The following is a 25,643-nucleotide window of genomic DNA, read 5'->3' on the forward strand; positions in this document are numbered from 1 at the left end:
GGACGCGCGCATGCGCTGGGCCTGCATCCTGCTGCCGCAACTGGCGCTCGACACGGTGCTGCGGCGCTGGCCGTCGCCTGACCAACCGCTGGCGCTGCTCGCCGGCCCGCCGCAGCGGCGCACGCTGAAGGCGGTCAACGCCGCCGCGCGCGCGCGCGGCCTGCAGCCCGGGCAATCGCTGGCCACCGCGCAGGCGCTGTGCGACCGCTTCGCCACCGCCCTGCACGATGCCGAGGAAAGCCGCCGCTGCCAGCAGTTCCTGGCGGCGTGGGCGTACCGCTTCAGCTCGCTGGTCAGCACCGACTATCCCGGCGCGCTGCTGCTGGAAATCGAGGCCAGCCTGGGCCTGTTCGGGCCCTGGCCGCGCTTCGAGGCGCGCCTGCGCGAGGAGCTGACCGCGCTGGGCTTCCGCCACCGCATCGTGGTCGCGCCGCATCCGCTGGCCGCGCGCGTGCTGGCCAACGCGCACGACGGCATCGCCCTGCTCGACAACGCCGCGCTGCACGGCGCACTGGGCCAATTGCCGATCGCCCGCGCCGGGCTGGAACCGGGCCTGGCCGACGCCTTCGCGCGGATGGGCCTGCGCACGCTGCGGCAGTTGTTCGCGCTGCCGCGCAGCGGCCTGGCGCGGCGCTATCCGCCCACGCTGCTGCAGCACCTGGACGCCTTGCGCGGGCAGGCGCCGCTGCCGCTGCAGTACTACCTGCCGCCGGACCGCTTCGATGCGCGGCTGGAACTGGGCTACGCGGTGGAATCCAGCCAGGCCCTGCTGTTCCCGCTGCGCCGGCTGACTGCCGATCTGGCCGCGTTCCTGGCCGGGCGCGATGGCGGCGTGCAACGCTTCCAACTGCATCTGGAACACGAAGGCCTGGACGACAGCGTGGTGCCGGTCGGCCTGCTCGCCGCCGAGCGCGATGCGGCGATGCTGTTCGAACTGGCGCGCGGCCGCCTGCAACATGCCAGCGTGCCGGCGCCGGTGCAGGCCATGCGCCTGCGCGCCGACGAACTGCCGCCGTTCGTGCCGGCCGCGCGCGAACTGTTCGACGACCGCGCGCAGCAGGCGCTGCCCTGGGAACAGCTGCGCGAACGCCTGCGCGCCCGCCTCGGCGACGACGCGGTGCACGGCCTGCGCGCGCATGCCGACCATCGCCCCGAATGGGCGTGGCGCGCCGAATCCGGCAAGCCCGCGCAGGCAGGCAAGACCAACCAACCGAGCGCGCCCCGCGCGGCTGCGTCCACCACGCTGCCGCGCCCCGGCTGGCTGCTGACCCGGCCGACTCCGCTGCGCGAGCGCGACCCCGAACGCCTGGCCGGCCCGGAACGCATCGAAAGCGGCTGGTGGGACGACGGCGATATCCGCCGCGACTACTACATCGTGCGTACCCGCCAGGGCCAGCGCGCCTGGGTGTTCGCGCCGGCCGATGCGCCGGACGCGCTGATGCTGCACGGCTGGTTCGCATGAGCCACAGCCCGCCACGTCCGCGACTGCGTGCCGTGCCGGCGCCTGCCGCGCAACCACCTGCCCCCCTGCACGACGCCACCTCCACGTCCGCACGCACGCCGCCGCCGGACTACGCCGAACTGCACTGCCTGTCGAACTTCAGCTTCCAGCGCGGCGCCTCGCATGCGCGGGAACTGTTCGAACGCGCCGCACGCCACGGCTACCGCGCGCTGGCGATCACCGACGAATGCACCCTGGCCGGCATCGTGCGCGCCTGGCAGGCGGCCAGGGACACCGGCCTGGCGCTGATCGTCGGCAGCGAATTCCAGCTCGAACACGGCCCCAAGCTGGTGCTGCTGGCCGAGACCCTGCACGGCTACCAGTGCCTGTGCCGGCTGATCACCCTGGCCCGCCGTCGCGCCGACAAGGGCACGTACCGCGCGCTGCGCGAGGACTTCGACGGCGATCTCGACGGCCTGCTGTGCCTGTGGCTGCCGCGCGACGACAATGGCGGCGACGCAAGCGACGGCGCCTGGCTGCAGGCGCGCTTCGCGCAACGCCTGTGGCTGGCGGTGGAACTGCTGCGCGGCCCAGACGACGACGCCCTGCTGCACGCGCGCCTGGCGCTGGCCCGGCGCCTGCACCTGCCCGCCGTCGCCAGCGGCGACGTGCACATGCACGCGCGCGGCCGCCGCGCGCTGCAGGACACGCTGACCGCGATCCGCCAGCGCCTGCCGCTGAGCGAGGCCGGCGCGCACCTGTTCGCCAACGGCGAGCGCCACCTGCGTCCGCGCGCGACCCTGGCCACGCTGTATCCGCATGCGCTGCTGGCCGAGTCGGTGCGCATCGCGCAGCGCTGCACGTTCGACCTCGGCCAACTGCGCTACCAATACCCGCACGAGCTGGTGCCGCCGGGTCGGACGCCGACGCAATGGCTGCGCACGCTCACCGAGCAAGGCGCGGCCACGCGCTGGCCGCACGGCGTGCCGGAAAAGGCGCGACGCCTGATCGAGCACGAACTGGGCGTGATCCAGCGCCTGGGCTACGAGTCGTACTTCCTCACCGTCTACGACCTGGTGCGTTTCGCCAGGTCGCGCGACATCCTGTGCCAGGGCCGCGGCTCGGCGGCGAATTCGGCCGTGTGCTATGCGTTGGGCGTCACCGCGATCGACCCCGACCGCATCGGCATGCTGTTCGAGCGTTTCATCTCCGAAGAGCGCAAGGAACGGCCCGACATCGACGTCGATTTCGAGCACGACCGCCGCGAGGAGGTGATCCAGTACATCTTCAACCACTACGGCCGCGAGCGCGCGGCATTGACCACGGTGGCGATCCAGTACCACGGCCGCAGCGCGGTACGCGACGTGGCGCGCGCGCTCGGCCTGCCCGGCGACAGCATCGACGCGCTGGCCTCCACGCTGGGCCAGTGGGACGACGACGTCCCGCCGCACGAACGCCTGCGCGAACGCGGTTTCGATCCGGATACCGCGCTGATGCGCCGGCTGCTGGCGCTGAGCGCCGAGCTGATCGGCTTCCCCCGCCACCTGTCGCAGCACCCCGGCGGCTTCGTGATCTCCGAACATCCGCTGCACACGCTGGTGCCGGTGGAGAACGCGGCGATGGCCGAGCGCACCGTGATCCAGTGGGACAAGGACGACCTGGAACTGGTCGGGTTGATGAAGGTGGACGTGCTCGCGCTGGGCATGCTCAGCGCGCTGCGGCGCACGCTGGACCTGCTGCGTGCGCACCGCGGCCGCGATCTGGACCTGGCCAGCATTCCCGCCGAAGACGACAAGACCTACCGGATGATCCAGCGCGCCGACACCATCGGCGTGTTCCAGATCGAATCGCGCGCGCAGATGGCGATGCTGCCGCGACTCAAACCGCGCGAGTTCTACGACCTGGTGATCCAGGTGGCGATCGTGCGCCCCGGCCCGATCCAGGGCGGCATGGTGCATCCCTACCTGCGCCGGCGCAGCGGCGAGGAACAACCCGACGACTTGCCGGAGAAATTGAAGGAGGTGTTCAAACGCACCCTCGGGGTGCCGCTGTTCCAGGAACAGGTGATGCAGCTGGCGATCGTCGCCGCCGACTACGAACCCGGCGAAGCCGACCAGCTGCGCCGCTCGATGGCCGCCTGGAAGCGCCACGGCGGGCTGGAACCGCATCGCGAGAAGCTGACCAACGGCATGCTGAAAAACGGCTACAGCGCCGAATTCGCCGCGCGCATCTTCGAACAGATCAAGGGCTTCGGCAGCTACGGCTTCCCCGAGAGCCACGCCGCCAGTTTCGCCCTGCTCACCTACGCCAGCTGCTGGCTCAAGTGCCATGAACCGGCGGCCTTCACCTGCGCGTTGATCAACAGCTGGCCGATGGGCTTCTACAGCCCCGACCAATTGCTGCAGGACGCGCGCCGCCACGGCCTGCAGGTGCGTCCGGTGGACGTGCGCTACAGCGACTGGGATTGCGGGTTGGAAGCCTACAGCGCCGATCCGGCGGTGCAGCCGGCGATCCGCCTGGGCCTGCGCCTGGTCCGCGGCCTGGCCGAAGACGCTGCGCTGCGCCTGCAGCAGGCACGCGCGCAGGCGCCGTTCCACGATCTCGCCGACCTGTGCCAGCGCGCCGCGCTCGACGACAAGGCGCGTGACAGCCTGGCCGACGCCGGTGCGCTGAAACCGCTGGCCGGGCACCGCCACCGCGCACGCTGGGCGGTGGCCGGCGTCGAAGCGCAACGTCCACTGTTCGAGCCGCTCGCCGCCACGCCGGAACAGCAGGTGGCGCTGCCGCTGCCCAGCCTCGGCGAGGACATCCGCGCCGACTACGCGACCATCGGCACCACCCTCGGCAAACACCCGCTGACCTTGCTGCGCGCGCAACTGCGTGCGCGCCGCTATCGCCACTCCGCCGAACTGCGCGCCCTGCCCCACGCCAGCGCGGTCGCCATCGCCGGCCTGGTGACCATGCGCCAGCGCCCGCAGACCGCCAGCGGCGTCACCTTCCTCACCCTCGAAGACGAACACGGCCTGGTCAACGTCGTGGTCTGGCGCCGCCTGGCCGATCGCCAGCGCCAGGCACTGATCGAATCCAGGCTGCTGGCGGTGCGCGGCCGCCTGGAAACCGCCGACGGCGTGCGCCACCTGATCGCCGGCCACCTCGAAGACCTGACCCCGCTGCTGCTCGGACTGGACATCCGCAGCCGCGATTTCCACTGAGCGATAAGCACAATGCTGCATGCCATGCTCAACGAACAGACAGGCCGCTGTTATTCCGATGGCGCATCCGCTGCACGGCTGCATGCCTGCAGCGCCCGCTGCACCGCATCCGCTTCGCCCAGGCGTTCGCGGTAGATGGTGGCGGCCAGTTCGCGCCTGGCCTTGCTGGACCCGATGGAACCGTCACTTGCGATGTCCGACAGCGGCCCGCCCAACTGGCGATACCTGGCCACGAGCCGGCCGTCGCGGCCAGGCTCGCGCACTCCACCGGCGCCGCGCGCACCGCGACGGCGACCGCATGCCCGGATCGCGCCGGCGCTGCCGCAAGCACCGGCCAGGAAGATGCGGCAAGGAAGGCGCGCGATGCGGGCGAGGTCGATCCGGCCGGATCGACGAGGGCGGTCGGCGCAGCCTGACCCTGTGCCCATGCGCACGGGATCGCACCGGTAATGACAATGGCAATGGTCGAGGCCAACAATGTGGCGCCGTGGTGCCAGGATGCAGCGAGGGACGGCATGACGGGTCTCCTTGCGAGCGTGAAGAAATGAACGGCGTAGTGGCATGCAGCGAAGGCCCCTGAGCGGCGATACGAGCCACCATCGCTGGGCATCTCCCTCATCCACAAAGCGAAGCGAAAGCATTTGCAGATTGAATGACTACACGTGTAGTTAAAATAGCTTGACTACATATGTAGTCAAGCATGCCGAAGGTCATGCCGAGCGGTCGCGCCCGATGGCGGTCGAAGTGCCACAGGCCCTGATCGAATCCAGGCTGCTGGCAGTGCGTGGCCGCCTGGAAACCGCCGACGGCGTGCGCCACCTGATCGCCGGCCACCTCGAAGACCTGACCCCGCTGCTGCTCGGACTGGACATCCGCAGCCGCGATTTCCACTGAGCGATAAGCACAATGCTGCATGCCATGCTCAACGAACAGACAGGCCGCTGTTATTCCGATGGCGCATCCGCTGCACGGCCGCACACCTGCATCGCCCGTTGCACCGCATCCGCTTCGCCCAGGCGTTCACGGTAGATGGTGGCGGCCAGCTCGCGCCTGGCCTTGCTCGAGCCGATCGAACCGTGACTGGCGATGTCCGACAACGGTCCGCCCAACTGGCGATACCGGGCCACGAGCCTGGCGGTGGCGGCCATGCTGTCGCACTCCACCGGTGCCGCCTGCACCGGCGCGCACAGCATCAGCAAACACGAAAAACCCAGCGCGGCGAGTGTCTTGTTCATAGCTGCTCCCAAGCGGAGACGAAGACCGCCATCCCCATGCGGCCGCGCAGGGCTGAAGCGCTGCAGCACATCGCTGCACAGCACTGCAGCGCGCAGCGCGGCATCGCCACACCACCACCGAGAGCACCGGCAAACAGGCCGCAGCGGCATCGGGCCGCGCGTATCGCCATCCGCTCAGTGCGGACAGCGCCGATGGAAGATAGCCAAGGCAACTGCCGTCGCCAGCCGTGTTGCGACGAAACCCGGCGGCGGCGGATCGAACAATCGGATCAGCGGCGCGAAGTGCGACAGCAACGTCGCCGCGCGCCGTCCATCGCGCAAGCACGGACGGTGCCCATGTCGGAGCGTGCGCGCAGCCATCCGCTGTTCGGGACGCGTTCGGGCTGGCTGGCTGGCGCAATTCGACGGCAGAAAAGCCGCTGGCGATGCGCGGCAGACCGCAAGCACCGAACGCATGCGCGCTCGACCGTCCACCTGCCAGAAGACCTGGCTACGTCACTGCAGAACGCGACTTTGCGCAACCGGCATTTCAAGCGGGCGAACGCCCGCCTGGACTTCGTCTTCGATCAAGGCGTGCGATACGTCGAACACACGACCGTGGTCGAGTTTTGCCGAGCATGGCGCGCACGCAGGCAGCCATGCTCTTCGGTCGAACGCCATGGACAGGCCGAATGCATCCGGTTTCTTTATCCGTCAAAACTGCGCGGATCGACTGGCAGAAACCGGCGGTGCGGCAGAGCGTGGAATTGCATCCGGCACGCTCCCCATTGCGAGGTGCCGCGCCCGCGATCAGGGGGCAGGAGCGGCCAGGCGCGCGTACTGGTCGCGGCCGATCCAACCGGTGAACGAACCATTATTGGCATTGATGAATTCGACCTGGGCCCAGCCATCCTTGAACGCCAGCACGCCCACCACATCGCCCTTGACGACATAAGCCCCCTTGGGCGTCTTGGGGCCCGGCGTTTTCTGCAGATACGCCTTGTCGGCGGACACCGTCACCAGGCCGATCCATGTGTTGCTGGCGGTCCGGGTCAGGTCCAGGCCAGTGGCGATTTCCGGCATCAACACACTGAGGCAACCGGGATGCTGACGGCCCTGCTTCACGGTCAGCGTCACGCCGTCGGACGAAGCCGCCACGGTTCCGGGATAGGCCTCGTGCGACCACGTGGTGACCGAGACCGGCGCGTTCCCCTCGGCCTTGCCCTGCAGATAGAACGTACAGCCACGGCTCACGCCCTCGCCCATCTCTTCCGAGTAGAAGCCTTCGATCCGATGCTCGGGCGTCACCGCGAGCATCAGCCCTTCGTACTTGCCCGAATGCAGCGCAGCCGTGCCCGCGAGTGCAGGCGCTACGGGGCAAAGCGAGAACAAACCAATAGCCAGAAACCGGGTGATCGCCATTTTTTTCCTTCAAGTGCTTCGCAAGTTCTTTGAAGCGTTTGTCATGGCAACCATCATAACCGCCGCAGGTATGCAGCACGGCCACCAAATCGCGCTCTTGATGGCCTCGCTCCACAGCGGACGCTTGCTGCAAAGCCGGGAACGCCTTCGATCGACTATCGCCAATGGCCGCGTCGCCCACTCGGAACCGAGCAGACGATGGCCGCTGCCAGACCCGATTGCGCCGCGCAGCTTGCGCGGCACCGACTATGGCTTCCGGCCCAACCCCGTCAGCAGCGTCTGTACGCCTTTCCAGCCCCAGTACACCCGATGGCACGCGATCAGGCCGCGCGCATCCAGGTCCATGACTTCCACCAGGTCGACCTGATCGCCGTCCGGCATTTCTCGCGGATATTCCCAGACCACCTGGCGCTGCGAAGCATGCCAACGACCGCTGCGATGCCAGCGGCCGAGGCCGTTTTCGGGCTGGGCGAAGGACGCCGCGAAGAACGTCCTGAGCGCTTCGCGTCCCTGCAGCCTGCCATCCTGCCGCTCTGCGGAGACCACATAGGCCAAGGGCGTTTCCAGCATCGCGTCTTCCGCGTACAACGCCATCAGCGCATCCAGATTCCGCTCGACAACGCTTTTGTGCCATTGCTCGAAGATGCGGCGGGCATCGCCCTCCGATCCGTTCGATCGCGCTTCGATTTCGCTCATGCAAGACACTCCGACACAGTGCACTGCAGTCTAGGAACATGCGCAGGCCGTCGATTCGATGCGTGTCGAAGCGTTCCGGCGAGGCGCGGTCTATGATGGCCGCGCCCGCCAGGAGTGCACACGATGCCGGTCGAACAGCCCAAGCTTGCCGCGACCGCGTTCCTCATCGCCGATCCCGCCCGCGCCGCCATGTTGATGGCGCTCATCGACGGGCGTGCACTGCCTGCCGGCGAGCTCGCCTTCGCCGGCGGCGTCACCCCGCAGACGGCCAGTTCGCACCTGGCGAAACTGCTGGACGGCGGCTTGCTGGCGGTCGAGGTCCAAGGCCGCCACCGCTACTACCGGCTGGCCGGTTCGCACGTCGCGTTCGCACTGGAGAATCTGGCGACGCTCGCCGCGCCCACCGCACCGCGATGCCGGAAAGCGGGGCGCAAGCAACAATCGCTGACCTTGGCCAGATGCTGTTACGACCACCTGGCGGGGCGACTGGGCATCGCAGTGACCGAAGCGCTGGAGCGGCGCGCGCTGATCGTCAGACAAGACGACAAGCAATACGCGGTATCCGCCGAAGGCAGCGCATGGTTCGCGCGGATGGGGCTGGACGTTGCGCGCCTCGTCCCGACCAGGCTCGGCATCGCACGACAGTGCCTGGACTGGACCGAACGCAAGCACCACCTCGCCGGACCGCTCGGCGTCGAGTTGCTTACGCTGCTTTGCGCCAAACACTGGCTGCGCCGCGAACAGGGCACGCGTGCGGTCCACATTACCGACATCGGCTGGGCCGGCCTGCAGACCGAGCTGGGAATCGGCCGGCTTGCCGGGGACGAACTGCCGCTCGCTTCTTGAGCGGCAAACCATTCCGACGGTTGCAATGCGCTCTACGCAGAGTCTCAGCATCGGATCGCGCGACAGCGGGGAGTGCCGCGGCGATCGCATAGGGATCCGAACTCACCGGTCGCGAACGACGCCTTTTTTAGAAGGCTCATGCTTCGGAGCGTCCAGTGCGTACCGGCGCTGGCAATGCTCGCAGAAGAACGCGCGCCGCTGCGCCTTGCCGAGCTGCTTGCGATAGGTCAGCAGATGGCCGTCGCGCGGACAGGTGGTCTTGGTATGCACCTGGTAGTGCTTCTTCAGCACGAAGGCCTTCTTCCAGGTGTAGAAATCGAAGCTGTACTCGCGCGCCTGCGTCACCAGTTCGGCCAGCTTGCGCGGCGGCAACGCCCCGACTTCGCTCTCGGGATGTACGCGGATGCGGAACAGCACCTCGTTCTTGATGATGTTGCCGACCCCGGCGAACACGTCCTGGTCCAGCAACGCATCGGCGGCCAGGGTGCGCGGCCGCAGGCGTAGCTTGCGCCGCGCCTGCGCCGCGTCCCAATCCGGGTTCATCACGTCCCCACGCCAGTCGTAGGCCTCGTCCAGCGCGCCCTCGATGAACTTGACCGAACACGCGTAGAAGTTCAGTTCCTCGCCCTTGGCGAAGCCCAGGCTCAACCGCGGCGACGCGTCCTTGCGCGCATTGATCCGATAGCTGCCGAACAGCAGGAAATGGATGCGCACGCTGAACCCGTCGAACTCGATCAGGAAGTGCTTGCCCCAGCTGCGCAGCGACAGGATCTTGCGGTTGCGCATCCGCGCCAGCTCCTGCTTGCTGTTGCCGGACACCCGCAACACCTTGCGCCCCGCAAACGCGGCCGCCTCTTCTTTCAGGATGACGATCGAAGGACCTTCGGGCATGACCGCAGTATCGATGGCGGCCGTGAGCGGTTCGTGATTCCGAAAGCGAACGCTAGTGATCTGCCGTCAGATGCGGAATCCTTCCGGGATCTTGAATGGATCGCCAGACGCCGACGGACACTCATAGAAGATCTTTTCCTTGCGGACATCAATGATTCTGTAAGCCCCGCTTGGGTTGATCAAAAGCAAATGTGCGTTGAGTACGACGCGTACGGACCCATCGTCGTATGACTTGGTCATTTCGTGAGCAAGCGATGGAACCGTCCAGTCGGGGTGAGCACTGGCGGCAGCCTCCCTGAGCGCTTGCACCACGTCCTCTTTGCTTGAACACGCCGGTAGCGTTTTGAGCTTCCCAAGCATGCGCTCGAGCGCAGCCGCGACTTCCGTTTCACTCAGGGACATTTCTTCGATCCTATGCAGCAAGGGCAGACACTGCTCGGCGATTCTTGCTACGAAAACACAGCGCGATCGCCAGCCACCGGACATGCCCGCTTCCGGCATGCGCCTGCGGCAGTCGCAGCAACCGACACGACGACGGCTAGGGCGAGCGTGCCGTACTCATCGGCACAACGAAAAAGGCCACCTGCGAGGGTGGCCTTGGTCGTCTGTCGCGTGGTGGGCGGTGCAGGGTTCGAACCTGCGACCCTTGCCGTGTGAAGGCAATGCTCTACCGCTGAGCTAACCGCCCGTGTCGCGAGCCGCACATTATAGGGCTGTCGCGGCTGGCGTCAACGGTCCTACGCGGACGCCGTGCCGGCGCGGCCGCTACATGGTCTGGGTGGGCTTGTCGGCGTTGAGGGTGCCGGCCAGCTGGGTCTCGATCTTGTTGCGGATGGTCTCGCCTTCGCTGTTGTCCGGCAGCTGCACGCCGATGCCGGCGGTGCGGTTGCCCTGCGCGCCCATCGGGGTCACCCAGATCACCTTGCCGGCCACCGGCAGGCGCTCGCTGGAATCGGGCAGGGTCAGCAGCAGAAACACTTCGTCGCCCAGGAAATAGCGCTTGGGCGTGGGCACGAAGATGCCGCCGTTCTTCACGAACGGCATATACGCGTTGTACAGCGCCGCCTTGTCCTTCACCGCCAGCGACAGGATCCCCTGGCGTCCGCTCATCGCACTCATCGTTGTCCCCCTCTCCGGACCGGGCGATCGCCATCGCGCCAGGCCAACAACAGTTCCGCGATGGCCAGGTCGCCACGGACGGTGGTGCGCAGCAGGTCGCGGGTGCGGTTGGCTGCGTCGAACCAGGTGGCCAGCTTGTGCAATCGCGCCGGGTCGGTCAAGCCGGCCTGCGAGGCCTGCGCCAGCGCCAGGTCGGCGGCATGGCCCAGGCGCTGCTCGGCGAAGCCGTCGGCGCTCCAGCGCTGTGCCGCCTCGACCGTGCCCAGCTTGCCCGCGGCGACCTGCTCCAGGTCCGCGGCCACCTGCCGGCGCAGCTTCAGGCCGTCCTCGCGCAGCCACTGCGCGGCCAGGCCGGGATGGCCGCGCGCGGCGGCCAGCGCTTCGCGCGCGGTCTTTTCCGGGAACTCCTGTGCCAGCAGCCAGGCGATCGCCTCGTCGGCCGGCGGCAGCTTGAATTCCAGGCGCTGGCAGCGGCTGCGGATCGTCGCCGGCAGCCGCGCCGGCTGCGCGCTGATCAGCCACAGGTAGCGGCCGGGCTGCGGCTCCTCCAGGGTCTTGAGCAGGGCGTTGCAGGCGGCGCGGTTGATCGCGTCGGCCGGGTCCACCACCACCACCTGGGCGACGCCGTACTGCGGGGTCAGCGACAGTTTCTGCGAGATCTCGCGCACCTGTTCGATGACGATCTCGGTGCGCAGCTTGTCGCCGGTGCGGTTGGGAATGAACGAGATCAGCTGCAGGTCGGGATGGGTGCCGGCGGCGATCAGCTGCGCGCTGCGCAGGTTCGCGGCCGGCTCGCCCTGGCCGAGCACGTGCGCGGCCAGCTTCAGCGCCACCGCGCGCTTGCCCAGGCCGTCCGGGCCGCAGATCAGCAGGCCGTGGCCGAGCCGGCCGGCGTCGAGCGCGGCCACGGTCTGCTCGTAGGCGCGCTGCTGCCAGGGCGCGAAGGGCAGCTCGCTCATGGCGTGCCCCCCTGCTGCACCCAGGCCGCCAGCGCCGCGGCCACGTCGTGCGCCACCGCCTGCGGCGGCTGGCTGGCGTCGATGGTGCGGAAGCGCTGCGGGTCCTGCGCGGCGCGCTGGCGGAAGCCGGCGCGCACGCGCTGGAAGAAATCGTCCTGCTCGCTCTCGATCCGGTCCGGCCACAGGTCGCGGCCGCTGGTGCGGGCGCGGCCGATCTGCACGTCCAGGTCCAGCAGCAGGGTCAGGCCCGGCTGCAGGCCGACCGCGCGCCGCTCCAGGTCGGCGATCCAGGCGCGGTCCAGGCCGCGGCCTTCGCCCTGGTAGGCGTAGCTGGAATCGGTGAAGCGGTCGCTGACCACGTAGGCGCCGCGTTGCAGCGCCGGACGGATCACCTCGCGCACATGCTGGGCGCGCGCGGCGAACACCAGCAGCAGTTCGGTCTCGGCGGCCAGCGGCTCGGCCGGCTGCAGCGCCGGCGCGTTGTTGAGCAGCAGCTCGCGGATGCGTTCGGCCAGCGGGGTGCCGCCGGGCTCGCGGGTCAGCACCACCTCGTGGCCCTGCGCCTGCAACCAGTCGCGGATCGCGTTGATCGCGGTGGTCTTGCCGGCGCCCTCGCCGCCTTCCAGGCTGACGAAGCGATGGTGGCGCAGCACGGCCTCGCTCATGGCGTCACCGCCGCGCCGCTGCGCGCCTGGCGCAAGCGCTGCAGATAGCGCGCCACCGCCGCGGTGTGCTCGCCATAGCTGGCGGAAAACACGTGCGCGCCGCTGCCGTCGCCGACCGCGACGAAGTACAGGCTGTCGCCGGGCGCCGGATTGGTCGCCGCGCGCAGCGCATCGCGGCCGGGCATGGCGATCGGGGTCGGCGGCAGGCCGCTGCGGGTGTAGGTGTTGTACGGGGTATCGGTTTCCAGGTCGCGTTTGCGGATGTTGCCGTCGTAGGCGCTGCCGATGCCGTAGATCACGGTCGGATCGGTCTGCAGTTTCATGCCCTGCTGCAGGCGACGCACGAACACGCCGGCGATCTGCGGTCGCTCGGCGGCCAGGCCGGTTTCCTTCTCCACGATCGAGGCCAGGGTCAGCGCCTGCTCCGGCGACTGCAGCGGCAGCCCGTCGGCGCGTGCGTCCCAGGCCTCGGCCAGTGCCTTGTCCATCGCCGCATGGGCGCGCTGCAGCACGTCCAGATCGCTGTCCTCGCGCTGGTACAGGTAGGTCTCCGGCAGGAAGCGGCCTTCCGGGTGCTGCCCGGGCTGGCCGAGCTTGGCCATCAGTTCGCTGTCGCTGAGCTCGGTGGCGACGTGGCGCAGCGGCGTGGCCGCGTTCAGCGCCGCGCGCAGCTGACGGATGTTCCAGCCTTCGACGATGGTGAAGCGGTAGTGGATCACCTGGCCCTTGCGCATGCGGATCAGCAGTTCGCGCGGCGTCAGCGCCGGCTGCAGCGCGTATTCGCCGACCTTGAGCTTGCCGGCGGCATCGAGCTGGCGCGCCAGCAGTTGCCACTGCAGATTGCTGCCCTGTTCGACCCCGGCCGCACGCAACTTGCGCAGCACGCCGTTGAACGAATCGCCGCGCGCCACCTCCACGCTGGGCTGCGCCGCATGCAGCGGCTGGTCGGCGAAGGCGCGATAGCCCTGCCACCACCACGCGCCGGCCGCGGCGGCCAGCAGCGCAAGCACCAGCAATGCCGCCAGCAGGGTCAGACACCCGCGTTTAGCCCAAGCCACGACCACCTCGAAGCGAATTCAACGGGGTGCAGGATACCGCGCGGCCGGCATCGGCCGGTATCGCGTGCCGCTCACGGTTCCAGCGCGCGCAGCAGGCCGCGCGCCTTGGCCCGGGTTTCGTCGAGTTCGCGCTCGGGCTGCGAGTCGACCACGATGCCGGCGCCGGTGCGGAAATGCGCCTGCGCGCCGTCCACTTCGGCGGTGCGGATCAGGATGTTCAGGTCCATGTCGCCGTCGCGGTTGAGCCAGCCGAACGCGCCGGTGTAGGCGCCGCGCGGAGTCTGTTCCAGCTCGGCGATGATCTGCATGCAGCGCACCTTGGGGCAGCCGGTGATGGTGCCGCCGGGAAAGGTGGCGCGGATCACGTCGCCGGGGCTGACCCCGGCGCGCAGCCGCCCGCGCACGTTGCTGACGATGTGGTGCACATGGGCGTAGCTTTCCACCGTCATCAGCTCGTCGACCTCGACGCTGCCCGGCGCGCAGACCCGGCCCAGGTCGTTGCGCTCCAGGTCGATCAGCATCACGTGCTCGGCGCGTTCCTTGGGGTGCCCGACCAGCTCGCGGATGCGCGCGGCCTCGTCGTCGCCGGGCGCGCGCGGGCGGGTGCCGGCGATCGGCCGGGTCTCGACCACGTCGCCGCGCACCGATACCAGCCGTTCCGGCGAGGAACTGACCACGGCGCGGCCATGGCCGGCGAACAGGCCGGCGAACGGCGCCGGATTGGCGCGGCGCAGCTGCGCGTACAGCGCAGCCGGATCCAGCGCGGCGGCGAAACGCGCCGACCAGCGCCGCGACAGGTTGACCTGGAACACGTCGCCGGCGCGCAGGTAGTCGAGGATGCGGCGCACGCCATCGACGAAGCGCTGCGGCGGGTCTTCGTCGATCGCCAGCGGCGGGGTCCAGGCCGGCAGCGGCGCGGCGGCCGGCACGGCCTGCAGATCGGCGAGCAGTTGGTCCAGCAGCCCTGCGTGCGCGGTTTCCGCCAGCGCCACGCACTCGCCGCTGGCATGGTCGCGCAGCAGCGCGGCCGGGCAGCGCAATGCCAGCGCGACCGGCGCCGTCGCCTGCCCCTGCGGCAACTGCAGCACCGGCTCGACCTGCGCCGCCAGCTCGTAATCCAGCAGCAGCGCCCAGCCGCCGCGGAACGGCCAGCGCGGTTCGTCGCGCGCGCAGCGTTCGGCCTGCCAATGCGCGTCCAGCGCGGCCAGGAAATCGCCCTCGACAACCGCGCCGCGCAGGTCGCGGGTGACGCCATCGCGGTCCAGGCGCAGGCCCTCGCCGCCGGCGATCAGCAACAGGTCCCAGCGGCCCTGCGCGGTCCCCGACGCCGCCGATTCCAGCAGCAACGGATAGCGCTGCGGCGCCAGGCGATGCAGCGCCAGCAGATCGGTGTCGGCCGGCAGGGGAACGGTACGCAGCATCGAAGACCCGGTGGAAGATGGAGGTGATGCGGATGCAGGCGGCGGCGCCCTGCTCCATGCGAACGATCGGCGCCTACAACCCGCTACCGCGCGAAGCGCCTGGCACTGGCGTGCTGCAGCATGCGATAGAACGAACCGGCGCCGTCACCGCAGCAAACTGCCAGGCTACACGACGCCTATCCGGCACCACCGCGACTGCAATTGACCTGGCGACGCGCGCCGCCAGAGCGCTGGCGCGTGCGGACCACGCCTCAGCGCTGCAGGCGCGTCATCGCGCGTACCGGACAACGCGCGACCCCAGAAGCATCCGCACCACCAGGCGTCTTGGCAGACCGACAAACAAACGAAGCGCGGATCGCGAGAGGAACCGGGACGGCTCCAGCTCTTGCCAATCCCGAATCCCCACTCCCCAATCCCGGCTCAATCACATCCGCTTGAACACCAAGGTCCCATTGGTCCCGCCGAAGCCGAACCCATTGGACATCGCCACGTCGATCTTCTTCTCGCGCGCCACGTTCGGCACGTAGTCCAGGTCGCAGCCTTCGCTGGGCTCTTCCAGGTTGATCGTCGGCGGGATGATGCCGGTGTGCAGCGCCATCACCGAGAAGATCGCCTCGGCGCCGCCGGCCGCGCCGAGCAGGTGCCCGGTCATCGACTTGGTCGAACTGACCATGGTCTTGTAGGCGTGGTCGCCCAGCGCGCGCTTCATCGCCAGGGTCTCGGCCAGGTCGCCCAGCGGCGTGGAGGTGCCATGCGCGTTGAGGTAGTCGATCTGGTCGGGATTGAGCTTGGCGTCCTTGATCGCCGCCAGCATGCTGCGCGCGGCGCCTTCGCCGTCCTCGCTCGGGGCGGTCATGTGGAACGCGTCGGAGCTGGCGCCGAAGCCGACCAGTTCGGCATAGATGCGCGCGCCGCGCGCCTTGGCGTGTTCGTACTCTTCCAGCACCAGCACGCCGGCGCCGTCGCCGAGCACGAAGCCGTCGCGGCCCTTGTCCCACGGCCGCGAGGCGGCGGCGGGATCGTCGTTGCGGGTGGACATCGCCTTCATCGAGCAGAAGCCGCCGACCGAGGTCGGCGAGGAGCCGCGCTCGGCGCCGCCGGCCAGCATCACGTCGGCATCGCCGTGCTGGATCATGCGCAGCGCGGTGCCGATCGAATGGTTGGAGGTGGCGCAGGCCGAGACCGCCGAGAAGGTCGGGCCCTTCAGGCCCTTGATCAGGCTCACCTGCCCGGGGAGCATGTTGATGATGGTGCTGGGCACGTAGAACGGCGAGATCTTGCGCGCGCCGCCCTCGTGGAATTTGATGGTCTGCTCCTCGATGCCGAGCAGGCCGCCGATGCCCGAGCCGAGGATCGCGCCGATGCGCTCGGCGTTGCTGTCGTCGATCACCAGGCCCGAATCGTCCAGCGCCATGAACGAGGCGCCGACGCCGTAGTGGATGAACGAATCCATCTTCTTGGCGTCCTTGACCGACACGAACTTGGTCGGATCGAAATCCTTGATCTCGCCGGCGATCTTGGTGGTGAACTGCGACGCATCGATCTGGGTGATCGGGCCGATGCCGGAACGCCCGTTGACGATTCCTTCCCAACTGCTGGCCAGGTCATTGCCCAACGGCGATACCAGGCCCATGCCGGTTACGACGACGCGACGGCTCATTGCGAAATCTCCTCGCCGCGATGCGCGCGGCGTTGACGCTGTAAAAACACAGGGCCGCATGCGCGGCCCCATGGGATTGTCACGCGGACCGGACCCACGCAGGCGCCGATCGCGATCGAGAACGGAGCATCAGCTCTTGACGTGCGCCTTGACGTAGTCGATGGCCTGCTGCACCGAGGTGATCTTCTCGGCTTCTTCGTCCGGAATTTCGCACTCGAACTCTTCTTCCAGCGCCATCACCAGCTCGACGGTGTCCAGCGAGTCGGCACCGAGGTCATCGACGAACGATGCGCTGTTGGTGACTTCTTCTTCCTTGACGCCGAGTTGTTCGACGACGATTTTCTTGACGCGTTCTTCGATGGTGCTCATTGGGATATCGCTCCAGATGGAGTAGTGGTGGTTCGAAACGCCATCGGGCTGCGATGGCCGCGTTGGATAGTGTAGTGGAAACCGCCCGGCGCTTGCATCGCTGCACAAACGCCCATCGATCAGCCACTTAGGCGCAGTCCTTGCGCCGCAGGCTTACGGCATGTACATCCCGCCGTTCACATGCAGGGTCTCTCCGGTGATGTAGCCGGCCCCGGGGCCGACCAGGAACGCCACCGCGTTGGCGATGTCGGCCGGCTGGCCGAGCTGGCCCAGCGCGATCTGCTCCAGCAGCGCGGTGCGCTGCGCCTCGGGCAGGGCCTTGGTCATGTCGGTGTCGATGAAGCCCGGCGCGACCACGTTGACGGTGATGCCGCGCGAGCCGATTTCCTTGGCCATCGACTTGGAGAAGGCGATGATCCCGGCCTTGGCCGCGGCGTAGTTGGCCTGGCCCGGATTGCCGGTCACGCCGACCACCGAGGCGATGTTGACGATGCGGCCCTTGCGCGCCTTCATCATGCCGCGCAGCACCGCCTTGGAGGTGCGGAACACGCTGGTCAGGTTGGTGTCGATGATCGCCTGCCAGTCCTCTTCCTTCATCCGCATCAGCAGGTTGTCGCGGGTGATGCCGGCGTTGTTGACCAGGATCGAGACCGCGCCGAATTCCTTGCCGATCGCCTCGATCAGCGCCTCGACCGCGGCCGGGTCGGTGACGTCCAGCGCGCGGCCGTGACCGCCGTTGGCGGCCATCCGCTCGCCGATCGCCTGCGCGCCGGAGGCGGAGGTGGCGGTGCCGATGACGGTGGCGCCCTGCGCGGCCAGGGTGTCGGCGATGGCCGCGCCGATGCCGCGGCTGGCGCCGGTGACCAGGGCGATCTCGCCCTGCAATGGCTTGCTCATCTGCTGTTCCTTGGGGGAAGGACGGCGCGCGAAGCGCCGCGGGAAAGGCCGCCGCCGCGGGCGCAAGCGCCCGCGCGCGGCAGCGGGATCAGGCGGCCCAGGTCTCGAGCGCGGTGGCGAAGTCGGCCGGGGTGGCCAGCGCGCGCCCGTCCAGCGACTTGTCGATGCGCTTGATCAGCCCGGTCAGCACCTTGCCCGGGCCGCATTCGGCCACGCGGGTGGCGCCGCGCGCGGCCAGCGCCTGCACGCAGCCGGTCCAGCGCACCGGCAGGTACAACTGCTCGACCAGCGCCTGGCGGATCGCATCGATGCCGTCGTGCACCTGCGCATCCACGTTCTGCACCACCGGCAGCTGCGGCGCGTGCCAGGCCATGCCGCGCATCGCCTCGGCCAGGCGGTTGGCGGCCTCGCGCATCAGCGGCGTGTGCGAGGGCACGCTGACCGCCAGCTTCACCGTCTTGCGCACGCCGCGCTCGGCCAGCAGCGCCAGCGCGCGGTCGACCGCCGCCGCGTCGCCGCCGATCACCACCTGGCCGGGCGAGTTGTAGTTGGCCGGGACCACCACCTGGCTGCCGGCGGCCTGCGCGCAGACCTCCTCGACCAGCGCGTCCTCGGCGCCGATCACCGCGGCCATCGCGCCGACCCCGGCCGGGGCCGCGTCCTGCATCAACTGGCCGCGCAGGCGCACCAGGTGCGCGCCGTCGTGCAGCGACAGCGCACCGGCCGCGACCAGCGCGCTGTATTCGCCCAGGCTGTGCCCGGCCAGCAGCGCCGGCCGCGCGCCGCCCTGGGCCAGCCACAGCCGCCACAGCGCCACGCTCGCCGCCAGCAGCGCCGGCTGGGTGTATTCGGTGCGGTTGAGCATTTCCTCGGGGCCGCCCTGGGTCAGCGCCCACAGGTCGACGCCGGCGCCGTCGGAGGCCTCGACGAAGCTGTCGCGCAGCGGCGGGTGCAGTTCGGACAGTTCGGCCAGCATGCCCAGCGACTGCGAACCCTGGCCGGGGAAAACGAAGGCGAGTGTGGAATCGGTCACTGAAATGCCCAACAGCGAAAAACGAGCGGCGATGATAAGGGCGAAACCGGCCGTGCGTCTGTACCCGGGCGTATGTGCGCCTGCAGCAACGCCGGCGCCGCGCCAGGCGCGGGCGCTGCCGGAAACGCTCAATCGCGGTCGGGCGCGCCGAGCGGGAACAGGCCGCGATACGGCCGCGCCTCGTCCACGGCGCGGGCGAACGCGGCGCGCGCCAGCAAGCGCACGCGATACGCGCGGACATGCGCGAACGAGGCGGCGATGCGATGCGTCCAGTCCGCATAGAACAGGAACGGCGCCGCCGCGCAATCGGCCAGGCTGAAGTCCTCGCCGGCGGCCCAGGTCCGGTCGGCCATGGTCCGATCCAGCCACGCATACGCGGTGTCGAGCGTGGCGCGCGCATCGGCCACGCCGCGCGGATCGCGCTCGCCCTCGGGCCTCAGGCGATCGGCCACGATCTTCTGCTGCGGCGTGGCGAGGTAGTTGTCGAAGAAGCGGTCCATGAAGCGGACCTCCAGCGCCGCGCGCGGATCGGCCGGCAGCAACGGCACCGGCCCGGGATGGTGCAAGGCCAGATGCTCGATGATGATCGTCGCCTCGGCGACGCTGCGGCCGGCGTCCACCAGCAGCGGAAAGCGTTTCAGTGGCCAGCGTGCGCCCAGTTCGGCCATGGGCTGCGGGTCGCCGCCAGCCAGCTGGCGATACGCGAACGGCGTGCCGTTCTCGTACAGCGCGACCAGGACTTTCTGGCAGTAGGACGAGAATGGATGGGCATAGAGCGTCAATGGCATCGTCGTACACCTCGAAGTGAAGACCGGAGCAGGCGCGGAGGCGCTGCTGTCCTGACGACGCTCGGCGGAGACGGAAATCGACATGCGCGGATGGCGCGCACGGCCGCGGGCACGGAACCGCGCGACCACAGCCCCGCGCCCGGCGGAGCGCCGGCCGGGCGCGCAGGTGTCTTGCAGGAGAGGAGACGCGGTGGCGCGGGCGGCGGGCGCCCGCGCGACGATCAGTAGCGCAGCAGCGCCGAGCCCCAGGTGAAGCCGCCACCGAAGGCTTCCAGCAGCAGCAGCTGGCCGCGCTGCACGCGGCCGGAACGCACCGCCACGTCCAGCGCCATCGGCACCGAGGCGGACGAGGTGTTGCCGTGCATGTCCACCGTCACCACCACCTGGTCCATCGACAGTTCCAGGCGCTTGGCGGTGGCTTCGATGATGCGCAGGTTGGCCTGGTGCGGGATCAGCCAGTCCAGGTCGCCCTTGTTCAGGCCGTTGGCGTCGAGGGTCTCGTCGACCACCGCGTCCAGCGCCTTGACCGCGTACTTGAACACCTCGCTGCCCTTCATCTGGATGCCGCCGGCGGAGGCGTCGCCGGTGCCGTCGCCGAGCCCGGTGGAGATGCCGACCGGATTCCACAGCAGTTCCTTCTTGCTGCCGTCGGCGTGCAGATGGGTGCTGAGGATGCCGGTGTCTTCGTCGGCGCGCAGGACCACCGCGCCGGCCCCGTCGCCGAACAGCACGCAGGTGGTGCGCTCGGTCCAGTCGACGATGCGGCTGAGGGTCTCGGTGCCGATCACCAGCACGGTCTTGGCGTCGCCGCAGCGGATGAACTTGTCGGCCACGCTGAGCGCGTAGACGAAGCCCGAGCAGGCGGCGTTGACGTCGAGCGCGGCGCAACCGACCGCACCCAGCCGCGCCTGGATCAGGCAGGCGGTGGACGGGAAGATCAGATCCGGGGTGGTGGTGCCGACGACGATCATGTCGAGCGCGGCGACCTCGATACCGGCCGCCTCGATCGCCTTCAACGCGGCTTCGTAGCCGAGGTCGCCGGCGGTCTGGCCCGGCGCGGCGATGTGCCGCTCGCGGATGCCGGTACGGCTGCGGATCCATTCGTCGCTGGTATCGACCATGTGCGACAGATCGTCGTTGGTCAACACTTTTTCAGGCAAATAGCTACCGGTGCCCGCGATCCTGGAATAGATCCGCTTGCTCATGCTGATTCCTGTTGCCTGTTACGCAGGCCGCCCGCGCGGGCGCGGCCTGTGAAGATGGGTGACTCCGTCCGCCGCGGCGCGAGGGACGGGCACGGATCAATCTTCTTCGACCTGCGAGGTCTTGGTGGCGATCACCTTCTTGCCGCGGTAGTAGCCGTCGGCGGTGATGTGGTGGCGCAGGTGGATCTCGCCGCTGGTCGGGTCGGTCGACAGCTGCTTGGCGCTGAGGGCGTCGTGCGAACGGCGCTGGCCGCGGCGGGACGGGGTGACACGGGATTTCTGCACAGCCATGGGATTGCTCCAAACTCGGTTCGTTTACATCTGTCGTCATTACGTCGCGCAGGACGCGCGCGTCCGGCAACAACCTTCAAGGCAGCGCGCCGGCGGGCCGACCGCTACTGTTTCTTCAGCGCCGCCAACGCCGCGAACGGGTTGGCCTTGCTCACCTCTTCCTCGGTCGCCGGCCAGTCCTGTTCGACCGCCTCGCTTCCGGGCGCCACCGGCACCAGCGGAACCGCCAGCACCAACTCGTCCTCGACCAGATCGGCGGGCCGCAGCATGCCGTCGTCCGGCACCAGCAAGGCCTCGTAATCCGGCGGCAGCGCGGCCTCTTCGGCCTCGCTGCGGATCAGTCCCAGCCGCTGTACGCTGGACACCGGCAGCAGGAAGCGCTGCAGGCTGCGCTGACAGATCAGCGGCAGCTCGGTTTCGAGCGTCAGTTCGACGTAGGACACTTGCAGTACAGCGTCGCGGCCGAATTCCAGCGTGTAGCGGCATTCGCCTTCGGTATCGGCCAGGCTGCCTTGCAGACGGGTCATCGCCGAGAGCGGCAGGCGGTCTTCGAAGACCCTGCGCGCTGCGACCATCCGCCAGGCATCCAACAGTTCGGGCACGTTCGCGGACATAAGCCGCAGAATGTTAAGGACTAGGACAGGCTCTGTCAAACCGTCCTGTCCTCCTGCTTGCCCGGCCGCACGCCGCGCCGCAGACTGCCGGCCCCGGCGCCCGCGCCGCCCTGCCCGACCGCCGATGCCGCGCCTGATCCTGGCCTCCACCTCCGTCTACCGCCGCGAGCTGCTGCAGCGCCTGCGCCTGCCCTTCGACAGCGCCCGCCCGCAGGTCGAGGAGACGCCGCTGCCCGGGGAAGCGCCGCTGGCGCTGGCGCAGCGCCTGGCGCGGGCCAAGGCCGCGGCAGTGGCGGCCGGCGCCGCCGATGCCTGGGTGATCGGCTCCGACCAGGTCGCCGAACTCGACGGCCAGCCGCTGGGCAAGCCCGGCCATGCCGAGGCCGCGCAGGCGCAGCTGGCGGCAATGTCCGGGCGCAGCGTGCGCTTCCATACCGCGGTGTGCCTGCTGCACGGCGAGCGGGCGCTGCAGCTGTGCGACCTGACCGAAGTGCGCTTCCGCGTGCTGCAGGCCGAGGAGATCGCCCGCTACGTCGCCGCCGAGCAGCCGCTGGACTGCGCCGGCAGCTTCAAGTGCGAAGGCCTGGGCATCAGCCTGTTCAGCGCGATCCACAGCCAGGACCCGACCGCGCTGGTCGGGCTGCCGCTGATCGGCCTGGCCGGGCTGCTGCGCGAGGCCGGCTACGTGCTGCCCTAGGGCGCGCCATCAATCCCCGAGCAGATCGCGCCGCTCTTGTGGGTGCACGAGGCAAGCAAGAGCGGGAAGGCATGGAGGATGGTTCCGCCCGGGCGATGACGTAGCGCCGAAGGCGCACAAGAGCGGCCCTGCGGGTTGGGCCTGTCAGGCCGCCAGCCGGCGCCGCGCGGCTTGACCTGACCACCAGTCAGGCGCTGCGCCACGCAGCGCCGGCTGGCGACCTGACAGACCCAACGCGACCTACTCGGGAATCGATGACACGCCCTAGCCCGGCGAGGCCGGCGTCAACGCCGGCCGACGCGGCACCACTGGTAGGGGAAGCGCGCCTGCCCGACCCAGGACTCGTGGACTGCGCAGGTGTCCAGCTGCAAGGCCAGGCCGTAGCGGGCCAGTTGCTGGTCGGCCAGGGCCAGCGCCGCGCGATCGCCCGCGGCGATGTCGATGGCCCGCTCCGGCAGGATCGTCCACTGGCAGCGGCCATCGCGCTCGGTCACCGCCGCGCGTACCGGCCGGTGCGCCAGGCGCCGCATCAGCCGGCAGTCCGGCCCCCGGTCCAGGCCCAGCCGCGCAGCCAGCGCATTGAGCCGCTGCAACCGCGCGACGTTGCGATCCACCGTCGCCGGCAACAGCGCATAGCCCTGGCCGCGTTCGGCCAGCAGCGCCTGCACGCGCTCGGCGTAGGCCGGCGATTCGGGGAAATTGGACGCCACCGACGCGTACGCCGCCTGCGCCGGCAGGAACGGGATGCGCCACGACTGCGGCACGTCGCCGACCAGCAGCACCAGGCTGCGCGCCGGCTGCGGCATGCTCGGCGCCTGCACCCGGAACGCCGCACGCGCCCAGCGCTCGTGGCCCCAGTCGCCCCAGCCCTGTAGCGCGACCAGAGCGCAGGCGATCAGCGTCCAGCGCGCCGCCGGGGCGGCGATGCGTGCCGGCAGCAACCGCCGCAGCCCGACCCACAGCACCAGCGGTGCCAGCAACTCCGGCACCACTAGGTAGCGCTGGATGCTGAAGACCGACTGCCAGGCCAGGTACGCGACCACGAAGAACACCAGCAGCGCGCGCCACGCCGGCGCGACCACGTCGCTGGCCGCCGCGGGCCGGGGTGGCCGGCGCAGCGCGAACCGCAGCAGCGCGGCCAGGCCGACCAGGTACAGCAACGGCCAGACGATCTGCCGCAAGGCGACCTCGCTGACCCGGTTCGGCGCGAACGAGAAGTGCAGCGGCCAGCTCAGCCGCTGCAACCAGCCCTGCGGCAGCCAACGCGTATCGCTGAGCGCCACCGGCTGCGCCAGCGGCGCCAGGAAGTGGCTGTTGAACTGCGGGAACAGCGGGTTGCCGAAGGTCTTCCACACGCCCAACAACCAGGGCCCGGCCAGGACCGCGAAGCCGAGCACGGTGACCGCGGTCAGCACCGCGGCGCCGCCGACGCGCTGCCGCATGCGGCCGCCCGCGGCCAGCGCCGCCACGCCCAGCGCGAGCGCGAACGCCGCATTGGTCAGCTTGCAGGCCAGCGCCAGACCCAGCAACGCACCGGCCAGCGCCCACCACGCAATCGCCACGCCCTGCCCGGCCGCCTGTTGCCGGCGCTGCGCGTGCAGCGCGGCCAGCAACGCGCCCAGCACCGGCAGCGCGCTGCTGTTGTCGGCCATGGTGCCGGCGAATTCGGACAGGAACGCGGCGCTGCACATGCCGGCCAGGGCCAGCCACGGCGCCAGCCGCGCCCGGTCCAGCCGCGGATTCAGCACTTGCCAGGCGATGCCGGCCAGCAGCAGGAACGCCAGCGCGTGCAGCGCGCCCATCGCGAATCCCGCCAGCGGCGCCGGCAGGCCGGTCATCAGCGCGTAGTGCAGCATGTCCAGCAGCGGATTGAAGTAGCTCTGCAGCTGCGCCGGCGCCAGGTCCGTGCCGAGGCGGCCGTGCAGCGCGGCATAGCCGTTGTACAGGTGGTAGTTGCGCAGATCCCAGTTGGCGTCCTGGCCCAGCAGCAGCGACAGCACGCCGCCGAGCAGCGCGACCGCGATGCCGGCGGCGATCACGTTGCCGCGGTCGTGGAAAGCGAAGCGGCGATCCAGCGCGCGCAGCAGGCGCTGGCGGCGAGTTGGACGCGGCACTGCCGCGTTTGCCGCACTCATGCGCGGTCGTCTTCGGCTGCGGGAGACGCCGATGGCGACCGCAACGGCAGCGCAGGGATTGCCAGATAGGCCAGGCGCTTGGCCTCGACCCGGCCGCGCGTGACCGTGTCCAGGATCAGCCCGCAGGCCAGCAACAGGAAGCCGAGCAGCACCAGCGCCGAGCACAGGATCGCGGTCGGGAAGCGCGGCACCAGGCCGGTGTGCGCGTAGGTGAGCACCAGCGGCACCGCCAGCCCCAGCGCCAGCAGCACGCAGGCGCCGAAGCCCAGCGAGAAGAACAGCAACGGCCGTTCGGCCTTGAACAGGCGCAGGATGGTCAGCAGGATCCGGGTGCCGTCGTGCCAGGTGCGCAGCTTGCTCTGCGAGCCTTGCGGCCGCGCGCCGTAGGCCGTGGCCACCTCCGCCACCGGCATGCGCAGCTGCAGCGCGTGCACCGCCAGTTCGGTCTCGGTCTCGAAGCCGGCGGCATGGGCGGGAAACGACTTCACGTAGCGGCGCGAGAACACCCGGTAGCCGGACAGCATGTCGTCGAAACTGCGCCCGAACAGGAAGCTCACGCAGCGGGTCAACAGCACGTTGCCGACGCGGTGCCCGGCGCGGTAGGCGGCCGCCTCGTCGCTGCGCCGCGCGCCGACCACCATGTCCAGGCCATCGCGCAGCAGGCGCTCGATCAGCGCCGGCGCCATCGCCGCGTCGTAGGTCGCATCGCCATCGACCAGCACGTACACGTCGGCATCGACATCGGCGAACAGGCGCCGCACCACGTTGCCCTTGCCCTGCAGTGCGACTTCGCGTACCTGCGCGCCGGCCGCGCGCGCCCGCGCGATGGTGGCGTCGCTGGAATTGTTGTCGAACACGTGGATGCTCGCCGTCGGCAACTGCGCGGCGAACGCGGCGACGACCTGGGCGATCGTGGCCGCTTCGTTGTGGCAGGGAACCAGCACCGCGATCCGCGGCATGGCCGCGGCGTGGGCAGCAGAAAGACTCGGCATGGGCGGTGGGCGGTCCTG

26 protein-coding genes and 1 tRNA gene are annotated in these 25,643 nt (G+C 69.6%); 5 read left to right on the plus strand and 22 right to left on the minus strand.

Annotated elements, in window-relative coordinates:
* Positions 1–10: 10 nt before the first annotated feature.
* Both H9658_RS08145 and H9658_RS08150 read left to right on the plus strand, forming a co-directional pair.
* Positions 11–1,462, plus strand: a complete 1,452-nt coding sequence (locus tag H9658_RS08145) for a Y-family DNA polymerase (protein ID WP_191825010.1) — start codon at positions 11–13, stop codon at positions 1,460–1,462.
* Complete coding sequence (locus H9658_RS08150; protein ID WP_225209824.1) at positions 1,459–4,653, plus strand: error-prone DNA polymerase; 3,195 nt, start codon at positions 1,459–1,461, stop codon at positions 4,651–4,653. Before H9658_RS08145 ends, H9658_RS08150 begins: the two co-directional genes overlap by 4 nt.
* 50 nt (positions 4,654–4,703) lie before the next feature.
* Here the strand turns inward: H9658_RS08150 and H9658_RS08155 are convergent, their stop codons facing one another.
* Entirely contained in the window at positions 4,704–5,087 is a 384-nt protein-coding gene (locus H9658_RS08155) for a hypothetical protein (protein WP_225209825.1), read from the minus strand.
* Between the two features lie 244 nt (positions 5,088–5,331).
* Between H9658_RS08155 and H9658_RS08160 the strand changes: the two genes are divergently transcribed.
* Complete coding sequence (locus H9658_RS08160; RefSeq protein WP_225209826.1) at positions 5,332–5,547, plus strand: hypothetical protein; 216 nt, start codon at positions 5,332–5,334, stop codon at positions 5,545–5,547.
* A 50-nt stretch (positions 5,548–5,597) separates the two neighbouring features.
* On the opposite strand, the gene H9658_RS08165 is transcribed toward H9658_RS08160, so the two are convergent.
* The 3 genes from H9658_RS08165 to H9658_RS08175 all read right to left on the minus strand — a co-directional run bounded on the left by H9658_RS08165 (position 5,598) and on the right by H9658_RS08175 (position 7,985).
* Entirely contained in the window at positions 5,598–5,888 is a 291-nt protein-coding gene (locus H9658_RS08165) for a hypothetical protein (RefSeq protein ID WP_191825012.1), read from the minus strand.
* A gap of 789 nt (positions 5,889–6,677) precedes the next feature.
* Positions 6,678–7,289, minus strand: coding sequence for an SH3 domain-containing protein (locus tag H9658_RS08170; protein ID WP_225209827.1), 612 nt, complete (start codon positions 7,287–7,289; stop codon positions 6,678–6,680).
* 246 nt (positions 7,290–7,535) lie between these two features.
* Complete coding sequence (locus tag H9658_RS08175) at positions 7,536–7,985, minus strand: nuclear transport factor 2 family protein (protein WP_191825013.1); 450 nt, start codon at positions 7,983–7,985, stop codon at positions 7,536–7,538.
* Positions 7,986–8,108: 123 nt separating this feature from the next.
* On the opposite strand from H9658_RS08175, the gene H9658_RS08180 reads away from it, so the two are divergent.
* A complete protein-coding gene (locus H9658_RS08180) occupies positions 8,109–8,831 on the plus strand; it encodes an ArsR/SmtB family transcription factor (protein ID WP_191825014.1) in 723 nt (240 codons plus the stop codon).
* A 102-nt stretch (positions 8,832–8,933) separates the two neighbouring features.
* Here H9658_RS08180 and H9658_RS08185 read toward each other — a convergent pair whose 3' ends face one another.
* The 16 genes from H9658_RS08185 to H9658_RS08260 form a co-directional block, all read right to left on the minus strand.
* The gene (locus H9658_RS08185) at positions 8,934–9,722 is read right to left on the minus strand and encodes a DNA-formamidopyrimidine glycosylase family protein (RefSeq protein WP_191825015.1); all 789 of its coding nucleotides are present in this window, start codon (positions 9,720–9,722) and stop codon (positions 8,934–8,936) included.
* 66 nt (positions 9,723–9,788) lie between these two features.
* Positions 9,789–10,124 (minus strand): hypothetical protein, encoded by a 336-nt coding sequence (locus H9658_RS08190; RefSeq protein ID WP_191825016.1) that lies wholly within the window; start codon positions 10,122–10,124, stop codon positions 9,789–9,791.
* A gap of 211 nt (positions 10,125–10,335) precedes the next feature.
* Positions 10,336–10,410 (minus strand) — tRNA-Val (locus tag H9658_RS08195).
* A 77-nt stretch (positions 10,411–10,487) separates the two neighbouring features.
* Positions 10,488–10,841 carry a PilZ domain-containing protein gene (locus H9658_RS08200; RefSeq protein ID WP_003468813.1) on the minus strand — a complete coding sequence of 118 codons (354 nt, stop codon included), beginning with the start codon at positions 10,839–10,841 and terminating at the stop codon, positions 10,488–10,490.
* Entirely contained in the window at positions 10,838–11,800 is a 963-nt protein-coding gene (locus H9658_RS08205; RefSeq protein ID WP_179570669.1) for a DNA polymerase III subunit delta', read from the minus strand. Before H9658_RS08205 ends, H9658_RS08200 begins: the two co-directional genes overlap by 4 nt.
* Positions 11,797–12,465 (minus strand): dTMP kinase, encoded by a 669-nt coding sequence (tmk, locus tag H9658_RS08210; protein ID WP_191825017.1) that lies wholly within the window; start codon positions 12,463–12,465, stop codon positions 11,797–11,799. The genes H9658_RS08205 and tmk overlap by 4 nt, the downstream gene beginning before the upstream one ends.
* Positions 12,462–13,529 carry an endolytic transglycosylase MltG gene (mltG, locus tag H9658_RS08215; protein ID WP_406848114.1) on the minus strand — a complete coding sequence of 356 codons (1,068 nt, stop codon included), beginning with the start codon at positions 13,527–13,529 and terminating at the stop codon, positions 12,462–12,464. Before mltG ends, tmk begins: the two co-directional genes overlap by 4 nt.
* Positions 13,530–13,594: 65 nt before the next feature.
* The gene (locus H9658_RS08220; protein ID WP_191825019.1) at positions 13,595–14,944 is read right to left on the minus strand and encodes an aminodeoxychorismate synthase component I; all 1,350 of its coding nucleotides are present in this window, start codon (positions 14,942–14,944) and stop codon (positions 13,595–13,597) included.
* Between the two features lie 424 nt (positions 14,945–15,368).
* Positions 15,369–16,604, minus strand: a complete 1,236-nt coding sequence (gene fabF, locus H9658_RS08225) for a beta-ketoacyl-ACP synthase II (RefSeq protein ID WP_179570665.1) — start codon at positions 16,602–16,604, stop codon at positions 15,369–15,371.
* 129 nt (positions 16,605–16,733) lie between these two features.
* A complete protein-coding gene (gene acpP / locus H9658_RS08230) occupies positions 16,734–16,973 on the minus strand; it encodes an acyl carrier protein (protein WP_046981398.1) in 240 nt (79 codons plus the stop codon).
* Positions 16,974–17,126: 153 nt separating this feature from the next.
* Complete coding sequence (gene fabG, locus H9658_RS08235; protein ID WP_179570664.1) at positions 17,127–17,870, minus strand: 3-oxoacyl-ACP reductase FabG; 744 nt, start codon at positions 17,868–17,870, stop codon at positions 17,127–17,129.
* 88 nt (positions 17,871–17,958) lie between these two features.
* Positions 17,959–18,903, minus strand: a complete 945-nt coding sequence (fabD, locus tag H9658_RS08240) for an ACP S-malonyltransferase (protein WP_191825020.1) — start codon at positions 18,901–18,903, stop codon at positions 17,959–17,961.
* A gap of 128 nt (positions 18,904–19,031) precedes the next feature.
* Positions 19,032–19,691, minus strand: a complete 660-nt coding sequence (locus H9658_RS08245) for a glutathione S-transferase family protein (RefSeq protein WP_191825021.1) — start codon at positions 19,689–19,691, stop codon at positions 19,032–19,034.
* A gap of 221 nt (positions 19,692–19,912) precedes the next feature.
* Positions 19,913–20,896, minus strand: a complete 984-nt coding sequence (locus tag H9658_RS08250) for a beta-ketoacyl-ACP synthase III (protein WP_179570661.1) — start codon at positions 20,894–20,896, stop codon at positions 19,913–19,915.
* Positions 20,897–20,992: 96 nt separating this feature from the next.
* On the minus strand, positions 20,993–21,187 hold the full coding sequence (rpmF, locus tag H9658_RS08255; protein ID WP_009608206.1) for a 50S ribosomal protein L32: 195 nt from the start codon (positions 21,185–21,187) through the stop codon (positions 20,993–20,995).
* Positions 21,188–21,291: 104 nt separating this feature from the next.
* A complete protein-coding gene (locus H9658_RS08260) occupies positions 21,292–21,801 on the minus strand; it encodes a YceD family protein (protein ID WP_179570660.1) in 510 nt (169 codons plus the stop codon).
* A 124-nt stretch (positions 21,802–21,925) separates the two neighbouring features.
* On the opposite strand from H9658_RS08260, the gene H9658_RS08265 reads away from it, so the two are divergent.
* Entirely contained in the window at positions 21,926–22,498 is a 573-nt protein-coding gene (locus H9658_RS08265) for a Maf family nucleotide pyrophosphatase (protein WP_191825022.1), read from the plus strand.
* A 284-nt stretch (positions 22,499–22,782) separates the two neighbouring features.
* On the opposite strand, the gene H9658_RS08270 is transcribed toward H9658_RS08265, so the two are convergent.
* Positions 22,783–24,633: a glycosyltransferase 87 family protein gene (locus H9658_RS08270; RefSeq protein WP_191825023.1), complete on the minus strand. Its 1,851-nt coding sequence runs from the start codon at positions 24,631–24,633 to the stop codon at positions 22,783–22,785.
* Complete coding sequence (locus tag H9658_RS08275) at positions 24,630–25,625, minus strand: glycosyltransferase family 2 protein (RefSeq protein ID WP_191825024.1); 996 nt, start codon at positions 25,623–25,625, stop codon at positions 24,630–24,632. The genes H9658_RS08270 and H9658_RS08275 overlap by 4 nt, the downstream gene beginning before the upstream one ends.
* Between the last annotated feature and the right edge of the window lie 18 nt (positions 25,626–25,643).

The sequence above is a fragment of the Xanthomonas bonasiae genome (assembly GCF_014836395.1).
In the GTDB taxonomy this organism is placed as follows: domain Bacteria; phylum Pseudomonadota; class Gammaproteobacteria; order Xanthomonadales; family Xanthomonadaceae; genus Xanthomonas_A; species Xanthomonas_A bonasiae.